This is a genomic window from Mycobacterium sp. 2-64 (assembly GCF_035918375.1).
GTDB classification, from domain to species: Bacteria; Actinomycetota; Actinomycetes; order Mycobacteriales; family Mycobacteriaceae; genus Mycobacterium; species Mycobacterium intracellulare.
Map to the genome: position 1 here is coordinate 5,387,953 of NZ_CP142361.1, position 15,563 is coordinate 5,403,515.

The following is a 15,563-nucleotide window of genomic DNA, read 5'->3' on the forward strand; positions in this document are numbered from 1 at the left end:
CTTCGTCAGCCCGCCCTTCTCCTACGCGCCCGATGGCCATCGAAGGCATTCGTCCGCGCGGTGGGCACGAACTTGATCACGACGCGCCCCGGGTGATCGGCTGCGCGAGCATGGGCCTGCTGCGCCTGCTCATCGTGCGGGTCGTAGCGCCGGGCGATCTCGGCCAGGAACCACAGAATGCGTTCGCGGTCCCGGACGACTTCGCTAATTCCCTTGAAAGACAACGACTTAGAATGACCCATCGAGGTGCCCATCGAAGAGATGACCACGCACGAGCGGGGATCGCGCATGATCGCTTTGACGCGAACGCGGGATTCCTCGGCGCACAACCAGATTGCGCCTTCAGCGTGGATGAAAGCCTCAGTCAGCGCGACCGGGTCGCCAGCGCGGTTCGTCCAGCAGAAGGTGCACTCGAATTGCTCTGCCAGCAGTTGCGCGACTTCCTCGTCGCTGAGTGTGAAGGCGCGGGCATCAGCGAGCGAGTCAACCTGCACGTCGCCACGTGAGGGCGGCGAGGAACTTCGGGTCATCGAGCATGTCCTTCCATGCGCCTCAATGGGTTTCGGATACGCCCGACGGGACGTCAGGCACGTGCGGTGTGCACCACTTGAGGCTCGGTGAACGCCAGCAGCCCGTCGACCCCGTTCTCCACACCGATGCCGCTCCATTTGGCGCCGCCGAACGGCACCGTCGGCAGCAGCGCCGCGTGGGTGTTGACGAAGGCTGTACCGCATTCGAGGCGTTCGGCCACCTCACGCGCCGCCACTTCATCGGAGCCCCACACCGAACCGCACAGGCCGTACATCGTCGCGTTGGCCCGCTCGACCGCTTCGTCCACCCGCGAATAGCGCAGGATCGGCAGCACGGGGCCGAACTGCTCCTCATCGACGACCGCGACACCCTCTGCGACATCGGCGAGGATGGTGGGCTCGAAGTAGTAGCCCGGCCCGTCGATCGCGTCGCCACCGGCGACCACCCGGGCACCGCTGGCCACGGCGTCCTGCGCCAGGCCTTTGACTCGCTCGAATTGCGGTCGGGTGGACAGCGGACCCATTTGCGTGGCCGGATCGGTCGGGTCACCGACGGTGATCGCCGATGCCGCGGCTCCAAAGGCCTCGATCGCCTCGGCGTACACCCCGTCCGGCACGTAGATCCGCTTGGGCAGGGCGCAGGCCTGGCCGGTGTTGAAGAACGCCACGCCGAGCAGCGCCGGGATCACCGAAGCCAGGTCGGCGTCGGGCAACACGATTGCGGCGTCGTTGCCGCCGAGTTCCAATGTCAGCCGCTTGAGGTCGGCGCCGGCCGCGACGGCGACCTCCTTGCCGCCGGCGATCGAACCGGTGAAGGTGATTTTGCGGGAAATCGGATGCGCTACCAGCGCCCGTCCCAAATCGTCTCCACCCGAGACCACGTTCAGCACGCCGGGCGGCAACACCTCGCCCATGATCTCGCCCAGCAGCAGGGTTGCCATCGGGGTGAAGGGCGAGGGCTTGACGACGACGGTGTTGCCGGCCAACAGCGCCGGCGCGATCTTCCACATCGCCAGACCCAGCGGGAAATTCCACGGTGTTATCGCCCCGACAACACCGATGGGCCGCTGCGCGACTTCGATGAGCGCGCTGCTGTCGTCCTGCAGGGTCCGGCGGGGGATTTCCATCTGGGCGAAGACCTGCAACCACGCGACGCAGATCTGCACCTCACTGGCGGACAGCGGAGCGGGCTTGCCCGTCTCCGCGGTCAGCGTGGTCGCGAGTTCGCTGTGGGCAGCGGCGATCGCGTCCGCCAGCCGCAGTAGCGCTTTGCGTCGCTCGGATTCGTCGAGCCGCCACGACCGCCCGGCGGCTTGGGCGGCCCCGAGCGCGTCGTCGAGTTGCGCCGCGGAGCACTCCGGCGCCTGCCCCGCCACCTGGCCGGTCGCTGGATTGATGACGTCGAAGGTCGCTTGACCATGGACTTTGTTGCCGTCGATCGTCATCGCGACCATAGTTCTGGCCTTCTCTTTCTCGAGTGAGGTAGCAGGTAGTCGATGCGGCCCTGTGACGCCAGTGACCGCAATCACATGGCGTAAAGCTAACACCGATTGGTTTAGCGCAAAAGCGCCGGCGTCGTCCCCCGACCCCTTTGCGCATAAACGGCATTGAGTAGCCCAACGCTGTTTGATAACCTCAGCCCCCAGCACGCTGCTCGAACGCGTCGGGTGAGGAGACAGTCAGTGAGCGGACCCTTGTCCACAGAGCGCGACGCGGACGTCCTCGTTGTCGGCGGCGGCCACAATGGGCTGGTAGCCGCGTGCTATCTCGCTCGAGCCGGGCTGGACGTCCTGGTGCTGGAAAGCCGCGATGTGCTCGGAGGCTGTACGACCACGGAGATTCTGATCCCCGAAGCGCCCGAGCACTGGTTCAGCCCCTGCGCAGACGACGTCATATCGCTTCGAGCCTCGACGGTTCCCAGGGATCTCGAGCTCGCCCGGTACGGCTACCACGAGATCGACGTCGATCCCCCGTACGTAGCGCTCGCCCCCGACGGCGGGTCGCTCGCGTTCTGGCGTGACGTCGGTCGCACCGTGGCAGAGGTAGCACATTTCTCCCGGCGCGACGCCCGGACGTTCGAACAGCTCATCGAGCAGCTGATGCCGATATCGGATGCCGCGATCGAACTGATGGCGACCAATCCGACGCGACCCGATCTGGGCAGCGTGCTGCGCGCCGCGAGCAAGCTGCGCCGCCCACGGGGTATCCCCACCCTCGCCTCGTTGGCCACCGTCTCGGCCGCCCAGGCGATTCAGGAGCGGTTCGAACATCCGCTAGTGCAAAGCGGCCTGGCTCAGCTCGCCAACTTCGGTTCGCCGATCACCATGGAGCACACCGGGATCAACTTGCTGATCGTCCCGCTGATCATGCGTGTCGGCATGGCACGCCCGCGCGGCGGGATGGGCATGCTGCCACGAGCGCTCGAACGCTCACTGGTCGCGGCCGGCGGCCGGGTCCAGACGTCTGCCCGCGTCCAAGAACTACTGGTCGACGGCGGTCACATCGCCGGCGTGCGGCTGACCACGGGTGCGGAGCTGCGCGCCCGCACCGTGCTGACGGCGACCGAGCCGACGCAGGTGTTGAACAAATGGCTACCGGACGGTGCATTGTCAGAACGCATGGCCGCGCGCGCTTCACACATACCCACGCGTAGCGGCAACTGCGCACACTTCAAGATTCAGGTCGCTTTTCGCGGCAAGCTGCAGTTGAAGCGGCACAACGCCGCGCGCACCGACGGACTCGATCTACGGACGCCCACCCACGTCGTGGGAAGCATCGACGATATCTGCCGGGCGATCACCGACGCGGGCAGCGGCCGACTGCCCGACCCACTGCCTTACGCGAGCATGATCAACACCGCGATGGACTCAACCCTGGCGCCCGCCGGCCAAGACTGTCTGAGCCTGTGGTCGGGATGGGTGCCGTTGGAACCCGCCGAAGGGTGGGACGACATGAAGGCCGCCACGGAGAAGGCTCTGGTCGAACACGCAATGAGTTACCTGGACGGCTTCGAGTCTTTGGAGGTCGCCCGCTGGGTCGAGTCACCACCGGAGATGATGGCGCGAACCAGCGTGCCCACCGGCAACGTCTACCACGTCGACATGACCATGATGCACCTCGGCCCATTCCGGCCGGCGTGGGGTTTCGGGGGCTACCGGACACCAGTGCCGGGCCTATATCTCAGCGGCGGCGGCACCCACCCGGGCCCCTCGGTATCCGGCCTGCCCGGTCAGCAAGCTGCCCGCACCCTGCTGCGCGACCTGCGCAAAGGGAGAACACCCACGTCGGACAACGCACGACTGGCACAGCACGCGACCTGATGTCGACCGTCGGCACGACCGCCGGAGCGGCCGGGCGACTCTCAATTGCTGCCGTAGTCCAACTTGAGTTGCGCCCTGGACACCTTGCCGGTCACGTTGCGTGGCAACTGATCCACCACCGACAGTCGCTTGGGCAGCTTGTAGCGCGCCAACCGCTGCGCGGCAAAGGCGTTGAGCTCGTCGAGGGTCACTGCCGTGCCCGGGGCCGGTACCACGACCGCCAGCCCGACTTCGCCCCACGTCGCGTCGGTGACGCCGACAACGGCGACGTCATGGACGTGCGGATGCAGAGCGAGCACCTGTTCGACCTCGGCCGGGTAGACGTTCTCGCCGCCTGATTTGAACATCTCCTTGGTGCGTCCCGACGGGTAGTAGAAGCCGTCGACGTCGCGGTAGGCGGCGTCGCCCGTCTTGAACCAGCCGTCCTGGGTGAAGTATGCGGCCTTGTCCTGCCCCCAGTAGCCGACGGTGATGCTCGGACCGCGCAACCAGATTTCACCCGTCACCCCGGTTTCGACGTCACGGCCGGCGGAATCGACCAACCTGATCTGGGTGTGTGGTGCCGCGCGGCCCGTCGACCCCTTCTTGGCAACGCCGATGTTCGCGCTTTCATTGTCCAAAACCGTTGCCATCGGCCCCATCTCGGTGCCGCCGTACTGAGGCTGAAGCGGAAAACCGTGGTCGGCCCACCGCTGTAGCAGCTCCGGTCCGGCGACCGCCCCGGCGATCACCCCGTGCCGAAGGTGCGACAGGTTCGCACTCGAGAAGCCGGGCAGGTCCGCGATGCGCTGGTACATCAGTGGAATCGCGGCGAAATGCGTGATCGGCGGCTGCCGGCTCAGCATCTGCTGCAGCACCTGCTCGGGGTCGAAGCGCGCCATCGTCGTCACTGCCCCGCCGAAGTAAAGAATAGAATTGGCCATCACGTTCAGTCCCCCGGCGTGGAACAACGGCATCGGGTTGAGATGGTGGCAGCCGGGTTGTGAGAAGCCGGTGGTGTGCGCGGCGCTGAGGGCCTGCCACACCAAAGTCGAGTTGGTCGAGATGGCACCCTTCGGCTTTCCCGTGGTGCCCGACGTATAGAGGATGTGGGTCGGGTCATCCATCGTGATCTCACCCGTCGCCCGCAACGGCCTGGCTGTCCAGATCGCATCTTCATAGTCGATCGGGCCTTGCGGGCAATCCCAGGAGAGCTGACGCGGGATCCCTGCCTTAGTGGCGACCTCGAGAGCGACCTCTGCCCAGACACCGTCGTAAACAATGATGCGTGGCTGAGCGTCCAGACATATCTCTTGGATCTCAGCGGTATGCAGGCGCCAGTTGAGTGGGACGAACAGCGCCCCGAGGCGCATGCACGCGAATTGCACCTCGAACACCCGGGGATGATTCTCAGCGATCAGCGCAACCCGGTCACCGTGACCGGCGCCGAGTCCGCGCAGCGTGGCGGCAAGGCCTGCCACCCGTTGCTCGAGTTCGGCCCACGTCGTTCGGATTCCGTCTTCGGCGCAGCCGAGCGCGAGCGCATCCGGGCGGTGCTGCGCGTGGTAAGCCACCCAGTCGATGGCGAAGAAGGCCAATTTCGTTCCAATCGCAACGGAGTTACCAAACGACGTATGAATGGTAGTAAAAGGCGCGCATTCTCACTCCGAAGCCCCACGGCGGGCAGGGCAATGTTGTTTTACCAAACGCTGATCGGTATCGTCCATCCCAATGGCGCCGGACGAAGAGGCCCTGTCGATAACCGGAGATCACCATGACGCAGTTCGACCACCATTCCGAGGATTTTGCGCAGAACTGGCGAGAGATTTACGCCAGCATGCGCAACGAATGCCCGGTGGCGCACAGCGACCAGCACGGGGGCTTTTATGTCCTCACCCGCTACGACGATGCGAAGCGGGTGTTGCGGGAGTCCGACACTTTCGTCTGCGGGCGCGACCTGACATTTGGTGACACCGTCGTCAAGGGCGGGGTGACAGTGCCGACCAACCCGGTCCGGATGGGCATGATGGAGATGGACCCTCCGCAGTCACAGACCTATCGACAAGTGCTGGCACCGTGGCTGTCACGCAAGGCCGTGGAGAAATACCGGCCCCGCATGCAGGAGATCGTGTCCTGGATCGTCGACCGCGTGATCGAGGCCGGTGAGCTCGATTTCGTCGACGACATCGCCAACCCGCTGCCCGCGATGGTCTCGCTGGACTACTTCGGCTTGTCGCTGGAGAAATGGAGTGACTACGCGACAATTCTGCACAAGGCCGTCTACCGTGAGCCGGGCTCTGCGCGCGACCTCGCCGGGCTGCTGGACGACCTGCGCGCCACCGTCAAGGCGCGACGCGCGACGGCGCACACCCCGGCGACCAATCTCACCGAGGCGCTGCTCAATGCCGAGGTCGAGGGCGTGCCCATCGACGACGAAACCGTCACCGAGATGGTGTTCATGTTGCTCAACGGGGGTGTTGACACCTCCACCGCGCTGATCGCGAGCATGTTCCTCTACTTGGACGAGCACCCCGACGAGCGGGCTAGGTTACAAGCGGACCCCGGGCTGATTCCCGCAGCGATCGACGAGATGCTGCGTTATTTCACGCCCGGTCCCGGAGTCGCCCGCACGGTCGCCCGCCCGGTCGACATCAACGGCCAGCACCTCGAACCGGGCGACCGGGTATGGCTCGCACTTGGTTCGGCGAATGCCGATCCCGCCACCTTCACCGATCCCGAGCGGATCAATTTCGACCGCGACCGTGGCAGCACGCACCTGGCATTCGGGTTCGGCATGCACCGCTGCCTCGGCGCGTTTTTGGCTCCAGTGGAGATCGCCATCCTCCTTGAGGAGGTGTTGCGCCGGTTGCCGGACTACCGCATCGATCGGGAACGGGTCCGGCACTATCCGACGATTCCACTGGTCAACGGCTACCTCGCGATGCCGGCAACATTCACACCGGGACCACGGGTACTGAGCGGCTACGCCGAGGCGCTGCCGATTCGGCTGGAACCCGAGGTCGTGGGCCGAGGCTGATCGTCGATGCCCCGACGGCGCGCGCGATTCCCGATCTAGCGTCGGGTCGGCGATGGCACTCCGGTCGAACTCCCTCCGCGCGCCGCGCGTACGGCGGTGGCCGCGCCTCAGCGCCGTCGACCGCCGCTCAGCGTCATCCGCCCTTGGCGAGTTCCGCATGCAAACCGGCCATCAGCAGTTCAAGACCGAAGGTGAAGGCCTCGTCGTCCAGGTGGATGGCGTAGTCCGTTGCCAGGGCGGACAGGCTGGGGAATTCGGTCTCGGGCAGCTCTCGGATGCGCTCCGGCAAGTCGATCGGCGCCGCCGCCGCCTGCGCTCCCGCGAAGCCGAGCGCGTAGTTACACAGCACGCCAAGGGTGTGCAGCGCGGTCACCTCGGTGAAGCCGGCATCCAGCAGGGCGGTCAGCATCCGCTCACGCAGACGAAACAGGCCGGGGGTCGCGGAGTGCTGACCCAGCACGAGGATCACCAGGTTCGGGTGGCGGCGGCCGACACCGTGCAGATGGCGCGCCTCGGCCCGCAGGCACTCATCCCAGGTCGGGGCGGTCCCCGCGGTGGGATGGGCGTCTGACATGAGCTGCGCGACAAGGCCTTCCAGAATTTCTTCTTTGCTGCGTACGTATCCGTACAGGGTCATGACCCCGACGCCGAGATCATCGGCGACCCGACGCATCGTGAAGGCGCTAGGCGGGACCGAGTCGATGACCCGTAGCGCCGCCGACAGGACCTCGTCGCGGGTGAGCCGGGGACGCGGCCCTCGCTTCGCGGGCAGGGTCGTCGACTCTCTTGACACTCCCACACCGTACACAGTACGGTCCGAGACAGAAATTCCGTACAACGTACGGTAATACGTTCAATACTCAGCGAGGAGTCCGGACCGATGACCGTTACCGCAGATAAGGGACAGCTGGGCAGCGTCGAACTCCCGCCTGTGGCAGACGATTTCAGCGCCTTCATCATCGCCGGCGCGGTGAGTTCGGATGGGAGCAAGTTCGAGCGCGAGACCGAAGGCCGGACCCCGGCTCAGGGCATCCAGGATGGGGTCGACGCCGAGCAGATCGGCTTTCGACGCGTCTTCATCTCCGAACGATGGGATCTGAAGGAAGCCGACGTCATCCTCGCTGGCATCGGTGCGCTGACGACCCGCCTCGAGCTGGTCACCGGGATCATCGTGCCGACCACGCGACATCCCTGGATGCCGGCCGCACTCGGCGCCACGATGCACTCTTGTTTCGGTCCGCGTTTCGTGCTCGGGCTCGGCCGCGGTGAGGCCGGTGCGTTCCGCGGCATGGGCATCCCGGTGACCACGACCAAGGCAATGGTGGAAAGCGCTAAGATCACTCGCCGCCTGTGGGCCGGCGAGTCGGTGTCCTACACCGGTCAACTCGGTTCGTTCACCGCGTTGGCTTTCGCCGAGACCTATCACGGACCGCAACCGCCGATCTGGATCGCGGGCTTCTGCCACGAACGCGGTGCGGCGGCCGCGGCCGAGGCGTTCGACGGGGTGATCCTGCCGCCCATGCTGACGCCCGACGCCGTCGCCGACGCGGTCCAGCGCATCCGGACGGCTTGCGAGCGGATCGGTCGCGACCCCGCAGAAATCCACATCGTGGCCCCGGTCGTGACCGCCCCAGACATGGACGAGATCGAGACCAAGTCCATATCGGCCGGACGACTGGTGACCTATCTCCAATACCCGCTGTACGGCGACGTCCTGGCCACCGCGAACCACTGGGATCTGGAGACCGTCAACCGCATGCGCGACCACGAGCAGTTCCACAACCTCAACCGCGCCGCGGACCTGACGTTCCACCGGCACGAGATGCTGGGGCCGGCATCGGTGCTGCCGTGGAGCTGGATAACCGACTGCAGCGCGGTCGGCACCGTCTCCGAGTGCGTAACGTCGCTGCAGCGTTTTATCGACGCCGGCGCCGACGAGGTCACCACATACGGGTCCACTCCCCGGCAGAACGCGGCGCTGCTCGCGGCATGGCGGGAGCGACCACAAGCGACGACCTCGGTCGCGGCGAGCTCTCGGGTCGACGCGTCGTGACCGTCGCGGCGGACGCCCGGCAGTTCGCCAACGCCCCGGCCGAGTTCTTCGGCCATTCCTGGCACGCGATGCAGCATGTGCCGGTCGACGAGCTCGCTGCTCTGCAGCTGGAGGCACTTCAGCTGCGCTTCGGCGAGCTCCGTCACACCGTTGCGACGCTCACCCGGCTCGCCGACGAAGCCGAGATCGACGCGGTCGGTCAGCTCAACGACGTTGTCCCGCTGCTGTTCCAGCATTCGGTGTACAAGTCCTACCCGGCCGCGCTGCTGGTGCGGAGTCGGTTCACCGAACTCACCCGCTGGCTTGATCGGCTGACCACGATCGACCTCGCCAGCGTCGACGTCTCCGAGTGCGAGACGATCGATGCCTGGCTCGACACACTGGAGGCGGCCACGCCACTGCGGGCCGTGCACTCCTCGGGCACCACGGGGACGATGTCGTTTCTGCCGCGCTCGACACATGAGTGGGATCAGATGGGCCGGGCGTCGCGGTGCGGCCTGTTCCAATACAGTGACCCACTCGGCATGGGGGGCCGCCACGACGGCGAATGGTTCGAGCTGATCTGGCCGCTGTGGCGCTCGGGCCGCAGCGCGATCACCCGCTTTCCCGGCATGGCCCTTCCCCACCTGCTCGGTTCGGAGGACCGGCTACATGCGCTGCGCCCGGGGCGGATGAGCTCGGACGCGGCGTATCTCGCCGGACGGGTACGCGCCGCCGCGGCCCGCGGCGAGCTCGCCAAGCTCGAGATCAGCCCCGCGTTGCGGGCGCGGCGGGAGGAGTTCGAACGCGAGCAGCGCGAGATGGCGGAATCACTGCCGAAGTTCATCAACGAGATCAGCCGGGATATGCGCGGACGGCGGATCTGGATGCTGGCCACCTGGAACGTGCTGTACAACATCTCCAAGGCCGGCCTCGACGCCGGCCTGGAGAACGTGTTCGCCTCCGATTCGCTCATCACCACCGGCGGTGGCGCCAAGGGCCAGGTCGTCCCCGATGACTGGGAGGAGACGGTCCGGCGGTTCTCCGGCGTGGAACACATCCAGCACAGCTACGTGATGTCGGAGATCACCGCGCTCAACAAGATGTGCGAACGCGGCCGCTACCACTTCGAACCGTGGATCATCCCGTTTGTCCTCGATCCTGTCGACGGATTGCCGTTCCCGCGGACCGGCGAGCACACCGGGCGGATGGCGGTATTCGATCTGCTCGCCGCCACCTACTGGGGCGGTTTCGTCAGTGGCGACGAGTTCACCCTCAGCTTCGAGCCATGCGGATGTGGGCGGACCACCGCCCACGCCGCGCCGACCATCGAGCGCTACAGCGACAAACACAACGGAGACGACAAAATCACCTGCGTCGCCGCTGAGGACGCGCACCGCGCGGCGCTGGAATTTCTCACCGGCGAACTCCTGTGACCGTCCGCCAATGAAAAACACCATGACCGGATTCGCCGCACCCGCGATCATCCGCGGGCAGTTGATCGACGACGACCTCGTAACATTCGGCGGCCGCGGCGGCACCGCCACCTTTCGGGCACCGGACCCGCACCGCCTGCTGGGTTCTTTGGAGCTGTCGAACCCCAGCCGGCTGCGCGAGGTTCAGGACCTGCCGTTCAGCGAGATCGTCTCCTACCTGGCGGCCCTCGGTGACGCGCTGGCGCTGCCCCGTAATACCCACATGCAAGAGGCGCTGGAGCTCTCCGCGCAGTTCTCCGACATGACCCCTCCGCTGGTCCGCTCATCGTTCGAACAGCTGCCGGCTCTGTTCAGCGCCGCCGCGGTGCGCGAACTTGCCGAGACCACAATCGGGATCCCGTACCTCGAGGGCTGGGTCCCTCGGGTAATGGCCGACGGCCGGACGGCGTCGGTCCGGGCGTTCGGCGCCCGCACCGTACACATCATCGCCGGCAACAGCCCACTGATCGCGGCGCTGAGCATCATCCGCAACGCGGTCGGGCGCTCGGACGCGATCATCAAAACCCCGTCCAACGATCCGCTGACCGCGCTTGCGATCGCCCGCACGATGCGCGAGCTCGACCCGGCGCACCCGATCACCCGTCATTTGTCCGTCGCGTACTGGAAGGGTGGGGATACCGGGTTCGAGGAGCGGCTCTTCCAGCCCGCCGGCGTTGAGAAGATCATCGCCTGGGGCGGGCTCGCCTCGGTCACCCATGTGCTCCGCTATGTCCAGCCGGGGCTCGAGCTGATCTCGCTCGATCCGAAACGCAGCGCGACGATCATCGGGCCGCAGGCTTTCGCGTCCGAGGAGGCGTTCGTCGATGTCGCGTTGCGTACGGCCACCGACATCGGTGCCCTCAACCAGCTCGGGTGCGTCAACGCGCGCGTTGTCTACGTAGCCAGCGGCACCAATCCCGACGGTCTCGAGCTTGCCAACCGGCTCGGCGAGGCGATCTATGCACAACTGCAGCGGTTGCCGGAGCGCCTCAGCACGCCTGCGAAATGGTCGGATCCAGAACTCGTCGCCGAGATCGACGCGCTGCGGTCCAGCCCCGACTGGTACCGGGTCATCGGCGGCGGCGGCGGCAAGGGGGCCGTCATCGTGTCGCAGCTCGATGAGCCGGTCGATTTTTCGGGACGGCTGTCGGGGCGGGTCGCCAACATCGTGCCCATCGACGATCCGGCAGACGCGATCCGCGGGATCAACGCGTACACCCAGACCGTTGGCATCTATCCCGAGTCGCTCAAAGCTCAGCTGCGGGAGCAACTTCCGTTGCACGGAGCTCAGCGCCTGGTGTCGCTGGGGTACGCGGCCGACCCGAGCGTGTCGCTGCCACAAGACGGAATCGAGCCGATGCGTCGAATGGTGAAGTGGATCGTCGACGAGCGGTGCGAACCCGACGTGGTTCGACCCCTGTGGGCCGGCGCCGACAGTAAGGAAGTCCGATGACACATATCGTCGACACGACCGACGAGCTGACCCCGCAATGGTTCACACAGGTGTTGCGCACCAACGGCGCCCTCGGAGCGCAGGACGCGGTGGGCTCAGTCGATGCCCGGGTGATCGGTACCGGGCAGGCTGGGTTCGTTGCTCGCGCACAGTTGGGGTACGCCGGTGGCGCCGCCGGTCCGGCCTGGCTGATCGTGAAACTGCCCTCGGCAGATGCCAGTTCGCGGCAGATGGGTGCGGCGATGGGCATCTACGAATCCGAGGTTCGCTTCTATCAGCAGGTTGCGCCCAGACTCAGTGCCGCGATACCTGCCATCTACTGGGGCGACGTCGAGCCGGCCAGCGGGCGGTTCACGCTGGTGCTCGAAGATCTGCAGGCGACCTCGGACGTCGGCGACATGGTCGGCGGCGGAACCCTGACACAGGCCGAACTGGCGATCGGAGCGCTGCCCGGGCTACAGGCACCGATCTGGAACGACCCGGGCCTGGCAGAGCTGCCGTGGGCCGGCCTCGCGCGCACCGAATTGTTGTTTGCCGCCGTCGAACCCTTGATCGAGGCGTTCGTCGCTCGATTCCACAACCGGGTCGACCCCACTCATCTGGAGTTGGCCAAGCGGCTGGCTCCCGCCGCGGCCGGCAGTGCACAGCGGCTGTGGGGTCCGCCGTTCGTGATAGCCCACGGCGACTACCGGCTGGACAACATGATGTTCGCCCGACTCGGCGGGGCGCCACCGGTCTCAGTGATCGATTGGCAAGGCGCCCGGCTCGGACCACCTCTGCTCGACGTGGCGATCTACCTGGGGTCGTGCCTGGGCGTCGACGAGCGCCGGGCGCACCAGGACCGCCTGCTGCACCTGTATCACGACGGACTGCGGGCGGCCGGTGTCGACGACTTTTCCTTCGCCCAGTGCCAAGACAGCTACCGGGTGAGCTCGCTGTATCCGTTCTTGCTGACGATCGCGGTGTCGATGACGCTGCAGCAGACCGAGCGGGGTGATCAGATGTGGGCGCAGATGTTCACCAATTCGGCATCGATCGTCGCCGACACCGGCGCGGACGCGCTGCTACTGAGCTGATCGAGACGATGGCGATCCCCTCTCCCCGAAGCGGCGCGGCGGCGCTGATCACCGGTGCGTCCTCAGGCATCGGCGCCGAACTGGCGCGCGGCCTGGTTGCGCGCGGCCATGACGCCATCTTGGTGGCGCGGCGGCGTGATCGGCTGACGGCGTATGCCCGCGAGCTGTCCGCCGGCGGCCGGCGCCGCATCGAGGTGATCGCCGCCGATGTCAGCGATCCCGACGGCCGCGCCGGACTGCTCGCGGACCTGGCGCAGTCCGGTTTGGAGATCGACGTGCTGGTGGCATGCGCCGGGTTCGGGATGGGAGGACCGTTCATCGACGCCGACCCCGGGCGGATCCAGGAGCTGATCCGCACCAACGTCGAGGGAACTTTCCTGCTCACCCGGGCGCTCGCTCCCGCGATGGTGGCGCGGGGTGAAGGGGCGATTCTGCTGGTCTCATCGATGGCGGGCAACCAGCCGATGCCGAACTTCGGGGCGTACGCCGCGACGAAGGCGGCGGTGACCTCGCTCGCCGAAGCGCTGCACTGGGAGCTCGGGCGCCACGGGGTGACGGTCACCGGGTTGTGTCCCGGTGGCGTGCGAACCGAGTTCTCCGAGGTGGCGGGGATGCTCGGCACCGAGAGCCGCACCCCGAGCGCGTTGATGGCCGAGCCTGCCGAGATCGCCGAGGCCGGGTTACGGGCGCTCGCACAGAGCAAACGCGTCGTCATCCCGCGCCGAAGCGTTCGCGCCTTCGCCTGGGTGGGTAGCCACGCCCCGCGGCGAATGTGGTTGCCGTTGGTCGGCCGCATGATGGGCGACGGGAACTGACTCCGACCGCCGCGCGATCACGACGACGACGCGGAGGTGTCGCTCATGTAGCTGTCGCGGGTGCCGTCCAGAAAGGTCTGGCGGGCTTTGCTGCTGTCGCCGAGCATATTCAGCTCGAAGGTGTAGCTCAGTTCCTGCCGATACAGCCGGCGCAAGTCGCGCCCCGCGGTGTTGTTGAGCGTCAACTTGAGGGCCCTGATCACCCGGGGCGCTTTGGCCGCGATCGTCGCCGCGACCTCGTAGGTTCTGACCAGCGCGGCGTCGGCCGTCGCTTCCACGTGGTACACGCTGCCATAACTGTGCAACTCGGCGATGTCGAACGGCTCGCAGGTGAACATCGCCGAACGCAGCCGGCGTTCCGGCAGCAGGCCCAGCGCCTGCACCGCGCCGGTCGTCGCGCCGTTGTCCGCCTCGGCGAGCACGAATCGTGTTCCCCGGGAACCGATCAGCACATCGCAGGTGCCGGCCAGCAGCACCCCCAGGCCGACGCAGTAGCCGTGTACGCAGCCGATGACCGGAACCGCGCACTCGGCAATGGCCACGCTGGTGTCCTGGGACCCCCGAGCCTGACCGAGGATGCCGTCGAATCCCGGCAGGCTCTGCACCTCTTTGACGTCACCGCCGCCGCAAAACCCTTTGCCCTGCGCTCGCAACACCACGGCCCGGACTTCTTCGCGACGCTCGTAGCTGCGCAACAGTTCGGTCAGCTCGGCCAGGTCGCCGATCGAATAGGCGTTGACCGGCGGGCTTTCAACGACCAGTTCCGCGACACCCGCCAGTCGGCCGCTGTCGTGGACGGTCTCGGTTACCGGCACGCAGGTTCTCCCAGCGCCACCCCTGCCTCGCCCAGCAGTCCGCGCGCCTGGGTCACGATTCGCCCGACCAGGTCGGCGACCGTCGGGATGTCGTGTATGGCCGCGGACACCTGACCGGCCACCATCAGGCCTTCCACCACGTCGCCCTCGCGCTGGGCCTTGCGGATCTGCTCTTCCTCCCACACCTGAAAGTCCTCGGGAGACATGGTCTTTCGCACGTCCTCCATGAGCTCCAAACCCTTGTTGCGCAGGCCACGGATCGGGGCGTAAATGCCGCCGTAAACGACATCCTCCCACTCCTTCGCCTCGACGATGCGCTGTTTGTACGCCGCGTGCCACTGGTGCTCCTGGGTGGCGATGAACCGGGTGCCCATTGCGGCGGCGGCGCCACCCATCGCCAGCACCGCGGCCAGCCCGCGGCCGTCGCAGATCCCGCCGGATACCACGACGGGGATGTCAAGCGCGTCGATCACCTGCGGGGCCAGCACCATGGTGTGCACCCCTTTGGCGTGCGTGTGGCCCCCCATTTCGTAGCCCGAGGCGATGATGACGTTGGCACCGCTCTCGGCAGCCTTGAGCGCGTGCCGGACCGACCCGACCTTGGCCATGTGCACCAGGCCCGATTCCCGGATGGCTGCGCCGAACTCACCGGCGAAGCCGGCCGAGGTGACGATGGCCCTCAGCTGGTCGCCGGTCCGTCCGCCGTCACGTTTGACCGCGATGGCCTCGTCGATGCAGATGCGGCTGACCAGCAGGAGCTCGCCGCTGGCCGTCCGGCCGACCGGGACGTTGACGGCAAACGGACGGTCCGTGCTGGACGCCACGTGCTCGATCGCCGCGCGGAATCCCTCGCGGAGGAACTGCTCTGAGCTGTTCACGATGGAAGGACAGCTGACGGTGCCCAGCCCGCCGGCCGCTGACACCGCGGCGGCCAGCAAAGTGGTCGGCGACGGGCCCATGCCGTCCTGCATGATCGGGTACTCGATCCCGACCATGTCCTGAAAACGACGCCACATGGTCGTCATGGGTTC

At 66.7% G+C, this 15,563-nt stretch carries 13 protein-coding genes; 7 read left to right on the plus strand and 6 right to left on the minus strand.

Going from position 1 to position 15,563, the window contains the following annotated elements:
• Positions 1–5: 5 nt before the first annotated feature.
• Both QGN31_RS25320 and QGN31_RS25325 read right to left on the minus strand, forming a co-directional pair.
• A complete protein-coding gene (locus QGN31_RS25320) occupies positions 6–530 on the minus strand; it encodes a hypothetical protein (protein ID WP_043954271.1) in 525 nt (174 codons plus the stop codon).
• Between the two features lie 53 nt (positions 531–583).
• A complete protein-coding gene (locus QGN31_RS25325) occupies positions 584–1,975 on the minus strand; it encodes an aldehyde dehydrogenase family protein (protein WP_233425308.1) in 1,392 nt (463 codons plus the stop codon).
• A gap of 237 nt (positions 1,976–2,212) precedes the next feature.
• On the opposite strand from QGN31_RS25325, the gene QGN31_RS25330 reads away from it, so the two are divergent.
• A complete protein-coding gene (locus QGN31_RS25330; protein WP_043954269.1) occupies positions 2,213–3,850 on the plus strand; it encodes a phytoene desaturase family protein in 1,638 nt (545 codons plus the stop codon).
• Between the two features lie 41 nt (positions 3,851–3,891).
• On the opposite strand, the gene QGN31_RS25335 is transcribed toward QGN31_RS25330, so the two are convergent.
• Positions 3,892–5,427, minus strand: coding sequence for an AMP-binding protein (locus tag QGN31_RS25335; protein ID WP_014941052.1), 1,536 nt, complete (start codon positions 5,425–5,427; stop codon positions 3,892–3,894).
• Between the two features lie 176 nt (positions 5,428–5,603).
• Here QGN31_RS25335 and QGN31_RS25340 point away from each other — a divergent pair, with 176 nt between their 5' ends.
• The gene (locus QGN31_RS25340; RefSeq protein WP_014941051.1) at positions 5,604–6,866 is read left to right on the plus strand and encodes a cytochrome P450; all 1,263 of its coding nucleotides are present in this window, start codon (positions 5,604–5,606) and stop codon (positions 6,864–6,866) included.
• A gap of 133 nt (positions 6,867–6,999) precedes the next feature.
• On the opposite strand, the gene QGN31_RS25345 is transcribed toward QGN31_RS25340, so the two are convergent.
• Positions 7,000–7,659, minus strand: coding sequence for a TetR/AcrR family transcriptional regulator (locus QGN31_RS25345; RefSeq protein WP_233425307.1), 660 nt, complete (start codon positions 7,657–7,659; stop codon positions 7,000–7,002).
• Positions 7,660–7,746: 87 nt separating this feature from the next.
• Between QGN31_RS25345 and QGN31_RS25350 the strand changes: the two genes are divergently transcribed.
• The 5 genes from QGN31_RS25350 to QGN31_RS25370 are packed head-to-tail and all read left to right on the plus strand — an operon-like array spanning position 7,747 to position 13,717.
• Entirely contained in the window at positions 7,747–8,919 is a 1,173-nt protein-coding gene (locus QGN31_RS25350) for a TIGR03857 family LLM class F420-dependent oxidoreductase (protein ID WP_043954266.1), read from the plus strand.
• On the plus strand, positions 8,856–10,334 hold the full coding sequence (locus QGN31_RS25355; protein ID WP_139811231.1) for a hypothetical protein: 1,479 nt from the start codon (positions 8,856–8,858) through the stop codon (positions 10,332–10,334). The genes QGN31_RS25350 and QGN31_RS25355 overlap by 64 nt, the downstream gene beginning before the upstream one ends.
• Positions 10,335–10,344: 10 nt before the next feature.
• Positions 10,345–11,826 carry an acyl-CoA reductase gene (locus QGN31_RS25360; RefSeq protein ID WP_014941047.1) on the plus strand — a complete coding sequence of 494 codons (1,482 nt, stop codon included), beginning with the start codon at positions 10,345–10,347 and terminating at the stop codon, positions 11,824–11,826.
• A complete protein-coding gene (locus tag QGN31_RS25365; RefSeq protein WP_014941046.1) occupies positions 11,823–12,902 on the plus strand; it encodes a phosphotransferase in 1,080 nt (359 codons plus the stop codon). Before QGN31_RS25360 ends, QGN31_RS25365 begins: the two co-directional genes overlap by 4 nt.
• 8 nt (positions 12,903–12,910) lie before the next feature.
• Positions 12,911–13,717 (plus strand): SDR family NAD(P)-dependent oxidoreductase, encoded by an 807-nt coding sequence (locus tag QGN31_RS25370; RefSeq protein WP_014941045.1) that lies wholly within the window; start codon positions 12,911–12,913, stop codon positions 13,715–13,717.
• A gap of 17 nt (positions 13,718–13,734) precedes the next feature.
• Here QGN31_RS25370 and QGN31_RS25375 read toward each other — a convergent pair whose 3' ends face one another.
• Positions 13,735–14,532 (minus strand): enoyl-CoA hydratase-related protein, encoded by a 798-nt coding sequence (locus QGN31_RS25375; protein ID WP_014941044.1) that lies wholly within the window; start codon positions 14,530–14,532, stop codon positions 13,735–13,737.
• Positions 14,523–15,557, minus strand: coding sequence for an NAD(P)H-dependent flavin oxidoreductase (locus tag QGN31_RS25380; RefSeq protein WP_014941043.1), 1,035 nt, complete (start codon positions 15,555–15,557; stop codon positions 14,523–14,525). The genes QGN31_RS25375 and QGN31_RS25380 overlap by 10 nt, the downstream gene beginning before the upstream one ends.
• Positions 15,558–15,563: the final 6 nt, after the last annotated feature.